Source organism: Polyangium jinanense, from assembly GCF_028435265.1.
In the GTDB taxonomy this organism is placed as follows: domain Bacteria; phylum Myxococcota_A; class Polyangia; order Polyangiales; family Polyangiaceae; genus Polyangium; species Polyangium jinanense.
On record NZ_JAGTJK010000009.1, the window covers coordinates 53,280 to 67,376 of the forward strand.

14 protein-coding genes are annotated in these 14,097 nt (G+C 67.4%); 8 read left to right on the top strand and 6 right to left on the bottom strand.

Annotation, left to right across the window (positions count from 1 at the left end; translation table 11 throughout):
* Nucleotides 1-17 precede the first annotated feature (17 nt).
* Nucleotides 18-623: a Uma2 family endonuclease gene (locus tag KEG38_RS19385; RefSeq protein ID WP_272421194.1), complete on the bottom strand. Its 606-nt coding sequence runs from the start codon at nucleotides 621-623 to the stop codon at nucleotides 18-20.
* A gap of 118 nt (nucleotides 624-741) precedes the next feature.
* Here KEG38_RS19385 and KEG38_RS19390 point away from each other — a divergent pair, with 118 nt between their 5' ends.
* Nucleotides 742-2,676 (top strand): hypothetical protein, encoded by a 1,935-nt coding sequence (locus tag KEG38_RS19390; RefSeq protein ID WP_272421195.1) that lies wholly within the window; start codon nucleotides 742-744, stop codon nucleotides 2,674-2,676.
* A gap of 25 nt (nucleotides 2,677-2,701) precedes the next feature.
* Here the strand turns inward: KEG38_RS19390 and KEG38_RS19395 are convergent, their stop codons facing one another.
* Nucleotides 2,702-3,148: a hypothetical protein gene (locus KEG38_RS19395; RefSeq protein ID WP_272421196.1), complete on the bottom strand. Its 447-nt coding sequence runs from the start codon at nucleotides 3,146-3,148 to the stop codon at nucleotides 2,702-2,704.
* 103 nt (nucleotides 3,149-3,251) lie between these two features.
* On the opposite strand from KEG38_RS19395, the gene KEG38_RS19400 reads away from it, so the two are divergent.
* The 3 genes from KEG38_RS19400 (at nucleotide 3,252) to KEG38_RS19410 (ending at nucleotide 5,745) form a co-directional block, all read left to right on the top strand.
* Entirely contained in the window at nucleotides 3,252-4,103 is an 852-nt protein-coding gene (locus KEG38_RS19400) for a penicillin-insensitive murein endopeptidase (protein ID WP_272421197.1), read from the top strand.
* Nucleotides 4,100-5,014 carry a DNA-methyltransferase gene (locus KEG38_RS19405; RefSeq protein ID WP_272421198.1) on the top strand — a complete coding sequence of 305 codons (915 nt, stop codon included), beginning with the start codon at nucleotides 4,100-4,102 and terminating at the stop codon, nucleotides 5,012-5,014. The genes KEG38_RS19400 and KEG38_RS19405 overlap by 4 nt, the downstream gene beginning before the upstream one ends.
* A gap of 155 nt (nucleotides 5,015-5,169) precedes the next feature.
* On the top strand, nucleotides 5,170-5,745 hold the full coding sequence (locus KEG38_RS19410) for a hypothetical protein (protein ID WP_272421199.1): 576 nt from the start codon (nucleotides 5,170-5,172) through the stop codon (nucleotides 5,743-5,745).
* On the opposite strand, the gene KEG38_RS19415 is transcribed toward KEG38_RS19410, so the two are convergent.
* Nucleotides 5,742-7,217, bottom strand: a complete 1,476-nt coding sequence (locus tag KEG38_RS19415) for an RCC1 domain-containing protein (protein WP_308216885.1) — start codon at nucleotides 7,215-7,217, stop codon at nucleotides 5,742-5,744. The two genes, KEG38_RS19410 and KEG38_RS19415, sit on opposite strands and share 4 nt — an antisense overlap.
* A 1-nt stretch (nucleotide 7,218) precedes the next feature.
* Nucleotides 7,219-8,199 (bottom strand): hypothetical protein, encoded by a 981-nt coding sequence (locus KEG38_RS19420; protein ID WP_272421200.1) that lies wholly within the window; start codon nucleotides 8,197-8,199, stop codon nucleotides 7,219-7,221.
* A gap of 170 nt (nucleotides 8,200-8,369) precedes the next feature.
* Here KEG38_RS19420 and KEG38_RS19425 point away from each other — a divergent pair, with 170 nt between their 5' ends.
* Nucleotides 8,370-10,076, top strand: a complete 1,707-nt coding sequence (locus tag KEG38_RS19425) for a L,D-transpeptidase (RefSeq protein ID WP_272421201.1) — start codon at nucleotides 8,370-8,372, stop codon at nucleotides 10,074-10,076.
* Nucleotides 10,077-10,083: 7 nt separating this feature from the next.
* On the opposite strand, the gene KEG38_RS19430 is transcribed toward KEG38_RS19425, so the two are convergent.
* Both KEG38_RS19430 and KEG38_RS19435 read right to left on the bottom strand, forming a co-directional pair.
* Complete coding sequence (locus KEG38_RS19430) at nucleotides 10,084-10,575, bottom strand: SRPBCC family protein (protein WP_272421202.1); 492 nt, start codon at nucleotides 10,573-10,575, stop codon at nucleotides 10,084-10,086.
* 139 nt (nucleotides 10,576-10,714) lie between these two features.
* The gene (locus tag KEG38_RS19435; protein WP_272421203.1) at nucleotides 10,715-10,945 is read right to left on the bottom strand and encodes a hypothetical protein; all 231 of its coding nucleotides are present in this window, start codon (nucleotides 10,943-10,945) and stop codon (nucleotides 10,715-10,717) included.
* 528 nt (nucleotides 10,946-11,473) lie between these two features.
* Between KEG38_RS19435 and KEG38_RS19440 the strand changes: the two genes are divergently transcribed.
* The 3 genes from KEG38_RS19440 (at nucleotide 11,474) to KEG38_RS19450 (ending at nucleotide 14,069) form a co-directional block, all read left to right on the top strand.
* Nucleotides 11,474-12,046: an RNA polymerase sigma factor gene (locus tag KEG38_RS19440; protein WP_272421204.1), complete on the top strand. Its 573-nt coding sequence runs from the start codon at nucleotides 11,474-11,476 to the stop codon at nucleotides 12,044-12,046.
* 75 nt (nucleotides 12,047-12,121) lie between these two features.
* Entirely contained in the window at nucleotides 12,122-12,709 is a 588-nt protein-coding gene (locus KEG38_RS19445; RefSeq protein WP_272421205.1) for a hypothetical protein, read from the top strand.
* A 34-nt stretch (nucleotides 12,710-12,743) separates the two neighbouring features.
* On the top strand, nucleotides 12,744-14,069 hold the full coding sequence (locus KEG38_RS19450) for a DUF8173 domain-containing protein (RefSeq protein ID WP_272421206.1): 1,326 nt from the start codon (nucleotides 12,744-12,746) through the stop codon (nucleotides 14,067-14,069).
* The last annotated feature ends 28 nt before the right edge of the window (nucleotides 14,070-14,097 follow it).

The window sequence follows — 14,097 nt, forward strand, 5'->3', positions numbered from 1 at the left end:
TTTTTCAGGACGAGCGACTAGCCTTCGGTGGGCTCTTCCTCGTCGGCGTCGCCGAAGAGCTCGTTGATGTCGAGCTCGACGGCCTCGAAGGGTTCGGCGTGGACGCGCTCGCCACCCTCGGCGATGAGCGCCACGAGGTACCCCGGCTCGGTCCATCGAAAGACGGTCAGCGTCTCGTCCATCGGGTCGAGGATCCAGTAATGCGGCACCTCGAATCGGTGGTAATTGCGATATTTCTTCACCCTGTCGTTCGAACGGTTGTTCGGCGACAGGACCTCGCAGACCCAGTCCGGGCGGATGCGAACCGGCCACTCGGTGGGTTGCTCGGGAACACGCTCGCGTCGCCATCCGACGAGATCGGGGCGGTAAATCTGATTCGGGGCCAGCGCAACCTCGACATCGAGAGCCAGCCAAAAGCCACCGGGACCGCGACGACCCGGACGGCGATCGTAGGGCTCGCTGACGCGGCCGTAGAGACGGCCTTGCCCACGTCCATGCGTGAAGGTCGGCTGCGCCTTCTGCACGAGCTCGCCGTCGATGATCTCGTGCCGCCGCTCTTCCTCGGGGATCGCGAGCAAGTCCTCGATCGTCGCCGGCTTGACCTTCCGCGCGGGAGATCCCATGCCCGCCATCTTGCGCCCCTCCTCCGACCTGCGCAACGAGAGCTCGTTCGCTCCCGGTTCTCCCGAGGAGACCACGAATTTCTCGCGTCCGAGCCGCCTCGACCCCTAAAATCCGCGCATGCGCCCTTCGCTTGCTGCGCGCGTCGCATGCGCGTTCGCCCTCGTCCTCGTGTCGGTCCTGACGTTCGCCTCCTGCGGCTCGCGGACCGGGGACTTCGACGCCTACGCCACGGGCGGCGGCACGAACTGCGGCGCGTTCGGCGAGAGCTGCGGCCTGCCCGGCGACTGCTGTAACGGCCTCGCCTGCAAGGACGAAGTCTGCAAGCCCGAGCAGCTCTGCAAACACGAAGGCAGCGCCTGCGAGACCACCGTCGACTGCTGCGACCTCGACTGCCTGGACGGCTTCTGCGGTGGCGTCCAGTGCACGCCCGACGGCCTCGCCTGCACCGAGCACGGCGACTGCTGCAGCCTCGAATGCTGGCAGGGTTTCTGCGGCGGCATCGAGTGCAAGCCCGACGGCTTTGCGTGCAATGGCCCAGAGGAGTGCTGCGATTTCCAGTGTACCAGCGGCTTCTGCGGCACCCTCGCCTGCAAGCCCCAGGGCGCCGCCTGCTTCAACAACGGCGACTGCTGCGGCGGCGCCTGCAACCAGAACGTCTGCGGCTCCGCTTGCCAGCAGGACGGGTTCGTCTGTACGAACCCCTCGCAGTGCTGCTCCAACCTCTGCACCGAGGGCGTCTGCGGCCCCGGCTCCTGCAACCCGAACGGCGCGCCTTGCCAGGTCGCCGCCGAGTGCTGCTCCGGCTTCTGCCCTGGCGGCGTCTGCAACTTCGAGTTGTGCGGCCCCGACGGCACGGCCTGCTTCACCCCGAATGATTGCTGCTCCAACCTTTGCGAGAGCGGCATCTGCGGCGGCGGCATCTGCAAGGTCGACGGCGCCGCGTGCAACGCATCCGGCGAGTGCTGCACGGGCTTCTGCGACCCGAAGACGCACCGCTGCGGCTTCGGCCAGTGCCAGCCCGACAACACCTTCTGCGAGCTCGACGCCCAGTGCTGCTCGGGCTTCTGCGACCCGGTGAGCCAGCGCTGCGGCTTCGGCCAGTGCCAGCCCGACGGCAGCTTCTGCCAGAACGACTTCGAGTGCTGCGCGCAGTTCTGCAACCCGGAGACCTTCATCTGCGGCTTCGGCCAGTGCCAGCCCCAGGGCTTCTTCTGCGAAGCCGACTTCCAGTGCTGCTCGGGCTTCTGCGACCTCTCGATCTTCGCCTGCAGCCCCGGCGGCTGCACGCCCAACGGCCTCTTCTGCGTCAACGACTTCGAGTGCTGCACGGGCATCTGCGACCCGCTCTCGAGCACCTGCGGCCTCGGCGCGTGCATGCCCAATGGCTTCGGCTGCAACTTCGGCGAAGAGTGCTGCTCCGGCGTCTGCGATCCGGGCGGGTTCTGCACCATGAGCGAGTGCCAGCCCGACGGCTTCTTCTGCGACAACGGCTTCGACTGCTGCTCGGCCTTCTGCGATCCGAACTTCTTCACGTGTGGCTTCGGCCAGTGCCAGCCCGACGGCTTCCCCTGCGACGCGCCTTTCCAGTGCTGCACCAACAACTGCACGAACGGCGTCTGCGGCGCCGCGCAATGCAAGCTCGACGGCTTCCCCTGCGCCGAGAATGGCGAGTGCTGCACGAACGTCTGCCAGAACGGCATCTGCGGCGCGGGCTCGTGTTTGCCCACGGGATCGAACTGCGTGAGTGATCCGCAGTGCTGCGTCGGCCTCGTGTGCAACGGCGGGCACTGCGGCGTGCCGCCCGTCGACGCGGGCACGTGCAGCCTCGATCCGGGCGGCACGCCGTGCTCGCAGTGCATCGTCGGGAGCTGCTGCCAGCAGACGGAGAGCTGCCTCTCGAACCCGCAGTGCGCGTCGAGCATGAGCTGCTTCCAGCGCTGCACCGTCGGCGGCGGCACGCCCGCGAGCTGCCAGCAGCAGTGCTGCACCGGCAACCTTTGCACCCAGTGGTCGAACTGCGTTGCGCAGAGCTGCGCCGGCCCCTGCTTCTGAACGCGCCTCCGCGCGCCGCCGCTTGCTAGCGCCTCGGTGACGAGCGCGGCGGCGGCGCGGGGAGCTCTTCGCCGCGCACGTGCGCGATCGCCGCGGCCTCGTCGTCGAACACCGGGAGCTGGACCCTGCCGAGGCTCGTCTCCTCGCGTGCCCTGCGCATGGCTTGTAGCTTCCCGACCGCGGTCTTCACGAGGATCGCGCTCCGCGGGAAGCCCGTGAGGACCTCGTTCATGAGCGGGCGGACGATCGCCATGGCCGCGTCGTCGGTCATCATCGGAGCCTCCCGCGTGTCGAGCAGCACGCCGAGGGCCTTGCGCTCGCGCAGCGGCACGCGAATGCGAAACTCGCTGGCGATCTTGTCGAGGATCGCAGTCACGCCGGCCACGGCCATCGGCGTCGTGGTCCGTCGTACGCGGATGAACCCCGGCTCCCGCGTGACGACCGCGAACTCACTGCGAAACAGCTCTTCCATGCTGGTTCGATGGTGGCCTCGCGCGTCGGGCGCGGCAAGGCCGCGTGGCCCCTTCCCGCGACGCTCGTCCGATGCTTCCATGCGCGCGGCTTCTCCTCTCGTCATGCGTCCTCGCGCTTCGCTCCTCGTGTTTTGTGCCGCACTCGCGCTCCTCCTCGTCGCGTGCATGGGCACGCCGACGCCGCTCGCGCCGGGTTTGTCCGGGTCCGTGGGTTTGCCCCACGCGGGTGTGCTCACGGGCGCGGCGGCGCTTCCCGACCGGGGCACCGGGTACCGGCTTTTGCGCAACACGAGCGCTCGGTACGGCACGCCGCGCCTCGTCGAAACGGTCAAGCGCGCCGCCCGCGAGGTCGCGACCCTTCGCCCCGGCGCGCCGCTGCTCGTCGGCGATCTCTCGAACCGCCACGGCGGCTTTCGCAACGGCCACCGCTCGCATCGCACGGGCCGCGACGTCGACTTGCTCCTCTACTGCACGACGCCGGACGGCCGCTCGATCCCGAGCCCTGGGTTCGTCCGGTTCGGCGCGGACGGCCTCGCCGAGACCGAGGACAAACGCCTCCCGTTCGTCCGCTTCGACACCGAGCGCAACTGGCAGCTCGTGAAGGCGCTCGTCACGTCCCCCGAGGCCGACGTCGAGTGGCTCTTCCTCGCGCGCTGGCTCGAAGCGCTGCTCATCGAACATGCGCGGGCGCGGGGCGAGGATCCGGAGCTCGTCTGGCGCGCGGAGAACGTCCTCTTGCAGCCGAAGGACGCCGCGCCGCACGACGATCACTTCCACCTGCGCGTGGCGTGCACGCCGGCCGAGGCGGTGGCTGGCTGCGAGGGCCGCGGACCTGCGTGGCCGTGGCTCCCGGAGCCGCTCGCGCTCGAACCGTGGAGCGACGCGGAGGCGCTCGCGGCGCTCCTCGACGATCTCCTCCCGGGCAAGCCCGAGGCGGCGACGGGAACCCGATGAACCTCCTCGCGCACGGCGACGCGGCCGACGTCTGCGCCGCGCTCGCGCCGGACGTTTCCTTCGACCTCGTCTACCTCGACCCGCCGTACGGCGTGGGCACGTCGATGACGGCGCGCACTGCGCCCGGACAAACCCGGGGCAAGAAGCAGGCGTCGGGCGGCCCGGTGGCGTACGAGGATCGTTACGATCCGGAGAGCCTCGTGGCGATGCTCCTGCCGCGGCTCGAGGTGATCCGCGGCCGGATGAGCCGGGGGGCCACGATCTACGTGCACCTCGATCATCGCACCGTGCACGAGGTGAAGGTTGCGTGTGATCGCCTTTTCGGCCGGGGCGCGTTCCTTGGCGAGGTGATCTGGACGCCTGGCAACGGCAGCCGCGGCGCGCGTGGGTTCACGGTCACGCACCAGACGCTCCTGCTTTACGTGCGGGATCCGCGGGAGCGCCGGGAGGTCGTCTACAACGCGAGCGACCCGATCCTGCGCGAGCCGTACGCGGCGACGAGCCTCGAGATGCACTTCCGGCATCTCGACGAGACGGGCCGCCTGTACCGCGAGCGTGTCGTGAACGGCCGGACGTACCGCTACTACGCGGATGAGGGACGACGGCTCGGCAGTGTTTGGACCGACGTACCGGCGATGGTGGCGAACACGCCGCTGCGCGTCGAAGGCACGGGGTATCCGACGCAGAAGCCGGAGCGATTGCTGGAACGCATCATCCGGGCGTCGAGCCGGGAGGGCGCGACGGTGGCGGACCTCATGTGTGGAAGCGGGACCACACTCGTTGTGGCAGCCAAACTGGGACGTCGGTTCGTGGGAGGTGACGTAAGTCACCTGGCGGTCGATCTTTCTGCGAGACGCCTCACTTCAGAAAAGATTCCGTTTGTCCGCGAGAGCGATGTATCGTTCACCTGAAAAAAGTTGTGGACGATCGGCCTTCTCGACACACGCAGCTTCGGATCACCAAGCGTCCTCACACTACTGGAGGCAGTTGGGTTGATCACAGCCGTGATGGAGGAGGGGTGCGGGGGGCTGACGTCCCGGAAGCTTTGAACTGAGGAGAAAGAGCGATGGAATTCGGAAAGAGCTTGCTCCGGGCGCTCCCGTGCGTTGCGGCGCTGGCCGGTCTGACGGGGTGCGGCGTGTCCCCGGGGGATACGTGGATTTACCGGGTTTCGTTCGGGGAGACCGATTCGAGCAGCGGGTGCTGGCATCCGGCGACGGAACCGCCGGAGAACCTGGCGAACGACAGTTCGTCCCTGCGCGGCACGGGGACGTGGATCATCTATGCCAGCATCGAGGACAAGATCTACCTCGACACGGGCGCCGTTACGCTCGAAGGCGCGGAGTCGGACGAAGGGTTCACGTTCTCGGGCAAGGTGGTCGACGTCGAGTACTCTGAGGACCCGAGTGGAGCCGAGACGAAGCGAACGACGACGATCACGTCGACGGTCAACGTCATCACCGACGGGAACGCAATCTCCGGAGAAGGTATTGAGAAGCGCTCTTTCGCCTGCTCGGGCTCGGCCTGCGGCGACAAGGTCCCGAGTTGCACGAGGACGAGTCCGTTCGTCGGAACCTACATTGAGGACGTGGAGCTCAAGTACGATATCGGCGACGGGAGCGGCGCGCCGCCGAGCCCCTAGGGCCAAACGAGCGGCGTCGGCGTGAAGCTACTCGCCGTCGTGCCATTCCCAAACTGGCCATACGTATTATTGCCCCAGCACAGGATCTCACCTGTGTCCATCAGCGCACAAGATGTCGACACGCTGAATGCCAGCGAGCTGACTCCCGTGAGATTATTGACAATGGGCTTCGGCTGATTCGTTTGATTGCCGTTGCCCAGCTGTCCGCTGGCGTTGTTCCCCCACATCCATAGAGCGCCGTCCACGGTTGCTCCGGTATTTCCGTAACCAAGATCAATTCGCTGTGCACCGAGCAACGACACGAATTGGGGTGTCGATGCATCGATATACGAGTTGATCCCCAGCGAGCCAACCTGATTGGAGCCCCAGCAATGAAGTCCCGTTGAGCCGAGACTACAAGTGTGGGAATCTCCGATCTGAATATTGGTGACACCGGAAAGGGCCGAGACCGCTGTGGGAGTCAGGCGATCGGTGGTGTCTCCCAGGCCTAGTTGACCGTTGAAGTTTCTGCCCCAGCAGAACACCTTTCCCCCCATCTGGAGCGCACACGTGTGTGTACTGCCGGCGCTCACCTTCACGACGTCGCTTACGGATGCAATCTTTGTTGGAAATTGCACAAAGAACGTGTCCCCAATTCCCACCTGTCCGGACTGATTCCTCCCCCAACAGTACAATGCCCCCCCAACGACATCGACTGCGCAGACGTGACCTCCGCCGACTGAAATCGATTTTATGTTCGCCAATTGCCCCACGAGCGTCGGCGTGAGTACGTTCTCTCCCCAGCACGCAACGGTGCCGTTCTTCAAGACAGCGCATGTGCGAGCGCTGTACGAGCCTGCAGACCGACCATTTGCGGACACGTCAATGGCGGTGAGCCCTCCCGGGAGAGCAATTTTCACGGGTTGGGTTTTGCTCACCTTCGACCCGTCTCCCAGCTCCCCCGTTTCGTTCCTCCCCCAACAATAAACCTCCCCATCCTTCAGCACCGCGCAGTGGTGGTAATACCCCCCCGCCACGCTGACCGGGTCATTACAACTCCCCGCCTTGCAAAACGCGATGCACGCATTCCCACAAGCCCCGCAATGCGCCTTCGTCGTCCCCAGATCCGTCTCGCACCCTGGCGCCGCCGTGCAGTCCCCCCACCCCGTCTCGCACGTGTACACGCACGTCCCCATCTCGCAGGCCGCCGTCTGGTTCGGTTCCGCTTGACAGTCACCCGCATCCATGCATTCCGGCGGCGCCCCACCGACGCCTCCACTCCCGCCGAGACCTCCACTCCCGCCCACGCCCCCACTCCCACCGGCACCGCCGCTCCCGCCTCCGCCGAGCCCTCCTTCCCCGCCGCCTCCTCCTCCCGCATCCGGCTCCCAGATCGTCGCCGGCTCCCAGCCGATGATCTGCTTGCACCCGTACCCGCTCACCACCACCAGGCCCAGAAGACCCGGCATCCACGTCATTCCACGCGTTCGCATCTCAGAACTCCATCCCGGCGCTCACGCCGAAGCTCCCTCGACCCACCACCGGCGTGATCCACGCGCGCTCCGCCTGCGCCGCGGGCTCCTCGTTCCCGCCCACCACGAACATCACGACCCCCGCCGCGAGCACACCCCCGCCGATCCCCATCAGCACCGACGCCACATCCGCGGAAAACCCCGCCGCGTTCCGCAACGAATACCCCTCCGTGGTGCACCGCGTCGGATCCCCCGCCTCGCACTTCTCCTTCGACGCCACGTTCTTCTGCAGCGCAGCCGCCCCGAACCCCACCCCCACCCCGAGCCCCACGACCCCCGCGATCCCCGTCGCGAACCCCACCCCTCGCAGCTGCGACCACTGCGGCTTCGGCGCCTCCGCCACGTCCTTCCCCGCCGCCGGCGCGACCGCCGCGAGCTCCGGGATCACGACCTCCACCGTCGCCGGCCCGGCTGACACCACCTTCTCCGCGTGAAACCCAGTCCTCCCCGGCGCCCGCGCTTCCACCACGTGGCTCCCCGGATCCACCGGCAGCGCCGTCCCGAACACCGCCGCACCCAGCACCTTGCCGTCGAGCAGCACCTCGAGCCCCGCCATCCCCGACGGCGCCGTGATCCGGATCCGCGACAGCTTCTTCTCCAGCGCCTGCCGTCGCTCCTCCGCCACCGCCTCCCGCGACTTGTCTCCCCGCTCCCGCGCGAGCCGCGCCGCGTCCCCGAAGTGACCGTACGCGCTCGCCGTCATTCCTTGCCGCTCGTGACATTCCCCCAGGTTGAGCCGCGTCCCGACCGATGGATCGTATCGATCACTCTCCGCGAACTTGAGGCACGCTTCCGGCACCCGGTTCTGGTCGAGCAGCGCCCTTCCCTCGTCGAAGAGCTTGTCCGCGACGGCTTTGTCCGCGGCGGAGGGTTGTCCGGACACATGCGTGGCCCCGAGGAGGATGGCCGTGAAAAACGAAAGCGCCGTCGACTTCCTGAACATGCATTCTCCGCTCGCGACCGAGAGCGCCGGGCCTGCCCGGCGTCGCCCAACCAACCTCCAGGCTACCCCGCCCCGGTCGGCAAGGGAAGCAGCCGCACTTTTGGGCCCGGATCCAGGCAGGATCGATCGATCTTTGCCTCCTTCGAAACGCGCACGGTACCCTTCGAACCATGAAGCTCGAAGGCCATGCCCTTCCGCTCTTCCTCTTCCTGATTCCCGCGTGCGCGCCCGCACCCGAGGCGAAATACGACGGAGGCTCCCAGCGCCCGAGGCAGGAGCGCGTCGTCCCGCCCACCGAGCTCGAGATCGAACAGTGGCAAGAGGACATCAAGCTGCGCGAGTGGCAGGACTGGAACCAACGTAAGAAGGACGGGAACACACCCTTCAACAAGGCCGAGGTCGAACCGCCCCTCGGCGAAGAGAGCACGTTCCAGTTCGCTTCCGCCAAAACCGAGCCCAATCCCGCGCCCAAACCCGCGCAGACGGAGCGGCCGCGCATCGGCGCCATCGCGGATCAGGCGTACATCTACAAACGCCCCGAGCCCAAGGGTTTGCCGCTCGGGTACGTCCGCATGGGCACGAGCGTCGCGCTCCTTTCGAACGAACCCGTCGAGGGGAAAAACTGCGCCCGCGGCTATTACAAGGTCGCTCCCCGCGGCTACATCTGTCTCGATCCCCGCAAGACCACGCTCGATCTGAACGACCCGTATTACCGCGCCCTCGCCGAGCTCGCCCCGCGCGAGGACGCCGTCATGCCGTATCGATATGCCTTCTCGAACGGCGCGCCCATGTACAGCCGCGTTCCGACGAAGGCCGAGCAGGAGAAAGCCGAACGGAGCTTCGGCGCGCCGGGCACGTTCGTGCAGCTCGCCGAGTGGTCACGCGGCCACGAGGAGCTCATCAGCGGCGACCCGAAGGACCACATCCGCGCGACCGACCCGGTCTTTTCCATCTTCGCGAATGGCCAGCGCGCCGTCGGCGGCAATGGCGCCTACGATCCGGCGAAGCTCGTCTGGCGCGTCATCCCGAACGGCTCGATGCTCGCGTACGCGCGCGCCTTCGAGGCCGAGGGCCGCACCTGGCTCGTCACGCCCGACCTCATGCTCGTCCCTGCCGACCGCATGCGCCCCTTCCGCCGCACCGCCTTCCACGGCGTGCACCTCGGGAGTGATGTCCGCCTCCCGCTCGCCTGGAACCGCAAGCAGGAGCCCATCCCGCGTTATACGCGCGGCGAGGACGGGAAAATGGTTCCTTCCGGACAAACCATTCCGCCGAAGAGCTACGTCCAGGTCACGGAGCGCGTGGTCGTCGGCAAGAAGGCATACCTCGCCCTCCGGAACGAGCCCGGCGCCTTCGTCCTCGCGGACAGCGTCACGGTCACGCGGGCCGCCAAAAAACTCCCGCGCTCGGTCAAACCCGGCGAAAAGTGGATCGAGGCCAAGATCAACCCCGGGACGCTCACGGCCTACGAGGGCGACAAACCCGTCTACGCGACCATGTTCTCCCCGGGCAAGGGCGGCGCGCCCATCCCCGGCTATGACCCGTACGTCCATTCGATGACGAAGACCGGCATCTTCCCGATCGAGTGGAAGGACCGCGTCGCCGTGATGTCACCCGACAAGGAATGGCCGCCGAAGATGCTCTGGATCTCGGAGGTGCCGAACATCCAGTACCTCCGCGCGCCGCTCGCGATGCACGTCGCTTACTGGCACGAAGATTTCGGTAATCCGAAGAGCGCCGAGTGCGTGAACGTCTCCCCCGAAGACGGCCATTTCCTCTTCCAATGGACCGAGCCTGCCCTTCCCGAGGGCTGGGGCGGTGTCCGTCCCGGCGACGGCAATGGCAAGGCCACGCCGGTCGTGATCACGGCGCTGTGATCCGAAGCTACGGATTGTGCTCGGCGAACCGCTGGAGTTTTTCCGCCGATCGCCGGAACATGTGTGAAAACACCGCCCGCGCCGCCCCGTGCACGGGCACCATGACGAGCGCCGGCGTGTAGAACACGTGCCAGACGAGCCGCGTCCGCCGGCCGCCGTCGAGCGGCTCGAACCGCAGGTCCTCCAGCATTTGCTTCACGATCGGCAGCGTGATCCCGTCGATGGAGAACGCGAGCCGCTGGCCGCGATCCCAGGCGAGAAAACGCTCCTTCACGGTCAACGTCTTCAGCTGGACCTCGCGGGTCGTCCCCACCGTGTGGGGCTCTGGGCTCGTCCACCGGCAGGCGACGAAGTCCTGAAACCACTCCTCTTGACGTTCACCCGTGGCGAAGAGATCGAAGACGCGCTCGGGCGTCGCGTCGATCGTCACGACGTTCGCGATGCGTTGCGGGGCGCTGTCGACGTACGAAAGCTCCGAAGGGGTCGTGGGGAACCACATGGCCCGTATTTCGCCTCGGTTTTCCCCGCGATGCAACCCCTCGATTCATCAGGGCGCTCGGAGCGAACATGCGGCGCCGTCCGGCGCCCCCCGGGAGAACGTCTCCCGAGGGCGCCGGAGATGTGCGGTTCAGGCTGTCTCAGCTCCGACAAAGGTCCTCGACACAATCCTCGAAGTCCCGGCGACACTGCTTCCTCTGGCCGGGGTTATTCGCGTCGTCGAGGCAATCCCTCTCCCGTTGCCTGCAGACGTTGATGCAGGGCTGATCCGATTGCTGCGCCTCCGCCGGTGCGCTGCCGCCGAAGAGAACGCCGATCGTCGCGCCAAGGAAGAGCATGGAGGCCAGGATACGTCCGATGTTACGCTTCATGGTAATCTCCTCGTCAACCACCTCGACGCTACCCCCGACACGCCGTCGAGCAATGCGCCGTGGATGCCCCCGTTATGCTCGCCGCGACGAGCGCAGGCCAGGCAGGCGCGCCTGAACCCGCGCTAGGGCGACCGCAGCTTGCGGTCAGGAGCTCAGCGCAATGCTTCTCGCAGGAACGAGACCACACGGACGCGAACGGCGGCGCATCGACCTCGACGCCGGATTTCCCCGCCCAGGGCGCGCAAAACGGTTCGTCTTGCGCGAACCCCGTCGCGGCTCCCCCCCCCTCGTTCCAGCCGACCTCTACAGAAGCGGCTCCACCACCACCGCGCACCGCTTCAGCGCCGGCTCCTTGCTCAACGGGTCGGTCGCCGACGTCGTCACCTCGTTCACCAACGCAGGACCCTACGACTGCCCTCGGAGCGCGAGAGGTGGGCGAGATCCGGGCCCCGATCAGAAAAAAATCGGGGGCTCGAAATTTCTTCCCCCGCTCCGCCGAACAGGGCGGCGAGGATGCAGCCCGCACCCATGACGCACAACGTCCCCGGCCCGAAGGCGCCGCCCCAAACGGCGGCCGTCTCACCGGAGGAAACTGCTTCGCTGCGACAGATCGTCGTGGCGGTGGTGGCGTGTGTCCTCGGCGAGCGCCGGGATCACCCGGACGTCGAGGATTGCACGCACGAGGCGCTCTCCCGCGCGCTCGAGGGCCGGAGCCGCTTGCGTGACGGAGAGCCGCTCCGTCCGTGGGTGATCGGCATTGCGCGGCACGTGGCGCTCGATGCGCTGCGGAGCCGCAAGCGCACGCGGCGGGTGGAGGCACGGATGGAGTCCGTGTCCGACGATACCACGACGGCGTGGCTCGACCTGGTGCCGGACCCCTCGCCGGGTCCGGAAGAACGCACGGCGAGCGCCGAGCGAGCGACCCGTCTCGAACGGGCGCTCGGCTCGCTTCCCGAGGAGCAGCGGCGCGCGCTCGTGATGTTCCACGTCGAGGGGCTTGGATACCAGGATATTTGCAAGCGCCTCGGGGTCCCGCTCGGGACCGTGGCGACGTGGCTCGCGCGCGGCCGGCGTCTGCTCGCGGAGACGGTCGGCGAATGATGGGGTTTGGGGCGCAGCTCCGCTTGCGGAGCAAAGCCCCAAGCGCTGACGAGAGATGACGAGAGAGGAACGACGGTGGCGACGATGGACGATCTCGACAAACTCCCGCCGGATCTGGCCTGGCAACACGACGGACACGTGACGGATATCGTGCTCTCGAGTGTAGCGGACGGAGAAGCAGGGATCGTCCCAGCGGATGCCCTCTCTCATCTCGACGGTTGTGACCATTGCGCGCAGCGCCTCGGCGCGGAGGCGCTGCTCTCGGCGCACGCGAGCGAATTGCTCGCGGAGCTCGCGGAGCCGTCGTTCGCCCCCGTAAAGGCGCCCGTGAAGGCGGACGCGGCGGCGATCGCGAAGGCGCCCGCGTCCGTGCGGGGGCTCGCGACCTTGCCGAAGCGCGCGGTGCTCGGCGCGCTGCTCCTCGCGACGCTCGGCGCGCTGCCGGGCATTTTGGATCGAATCGCCGGTGTCCCGAGCTTGCTCGGGACGATCTGGCGGGCCTCGCTCATGCTGACGCGGAGCGCGGCGCTCGTGTCGAAGAGTGAATGGTTCCCGACGCTCGCGTTCGCGGCGTCGGCAGTGCTCTTGATTTCGGGCCTCGTCGTATCGCGCATGTCGCGTCCGGGGTCCTCGAACGACTTGGCGCAAGAAGGAGGCGTGTGAAATGGCTGCTGGAAGGCTTACTGGGCTCGCGTTCTTGCTTTCTGCTCTGACGACCGCGGCGCCCTCGCTGGCGGCGGTCGAGAAGCAAGGTGAATGGCCGACGGACGAGAAAAAGGTGAGCCTCGACGTCGAGCGCGTGCCCCAGGAAGATGCCATCAAGCGCCTCGCCGAGGCGGCGGGCTGGAGCGTGGTGATTCACGCCCCGTCCACGGAGCCGGCCTCGCTGCACGTCAAGGACCAGCCTGCCGACAAGGTCCTTTCGCTTCTCCTCGAAGGTGGGGATTACGTCGCCCGCCGCGACGGTACGCTGATTTCGATTTCCCGCGCCCCCGCCGCGAAGGCCGCGGAGCCCGCGCCCGCGGTGCCGCCCGTGCCTCCGGTGCCCGCGGCGCCGCCCGTGCCGCCCGTGCCTCCGGCGCCGCCTGTCCCGCCAAACGTTGCGGGGGACGCGCCCGCGGCCAGGCCCGAGCATCCCGGGGCGCATGCCAACAAGGGCGAGGGCAAGGATCGCGAGGTGGTGGGGCAGAACCTCGTGATCGAGAAGGACGAGGTTGTCAGGAACGTCCATTTGATCGGCGGCACGCTCACGGTGAAGGGCGTCGTCACGGGCGACGTGGAGGTCGCGGGCGGGATGGTGACGATCGAGCCGGGCGCGCACGTGATGGGCGACGCGCAGGTGATGGGCGGCTCGCTCAACGTGAAGAAGGGGGCGCGCCTCGACGGGGATGCGCGGATCGTGGGCGGCAAGCTCGACCGCGAAGAGGGCGCGGTCGTCGCGGGGGACGTCTCGACGCGGGTCGAGGAAGAAAAGCACGACGAACCGTCGAACGCACAGCACTTCATGCGTGAGTTCAGCGAAGCGATGACGGGCGGTGCGCTGCTCTTTGCGCTCGGCGCGGTCTTGATTGCGCTCTTCACGAAGCGCGCGGAGTCGCTCAAGGTGGAGATTGCGGCCCGGCCGATGCGCTCGTTCGCGCTCGGTATCGTGGGTTCGCTCGGCGCGATAGCGCTGCTCGTGGCGCTCTGCATCACGCTGGTGGGCATTCCGGTCGCGGTGGTGGGGCTGCTTGCGGGGACCTTCGGCGTCTTCGCGGCGATGTGCTCGACGCTGGAGGTCGTGGGCCGCGCGCTCATCGGGCACAAGACGAAGAACGAATATGCGCACCTCGCACTCGGTTGCGCGCTCTTCGTGCTGACGGGCCCGCTGCCGGTGATCGGCGGGATCGTGCGGGTGGTCGTGGTGCTCGTGGCGATCGGCAGCCTCGTGGCGACGCGGGCCGCGGGCCTGGTCCCTGCGAAGAAGGGCGCCAAGTCGATGGCTCCCGATTCGCATCCGTACCGGAGCGCGGAGGTCATCTGATTCGATTCCCCGCTTGAATGAAAAAAGG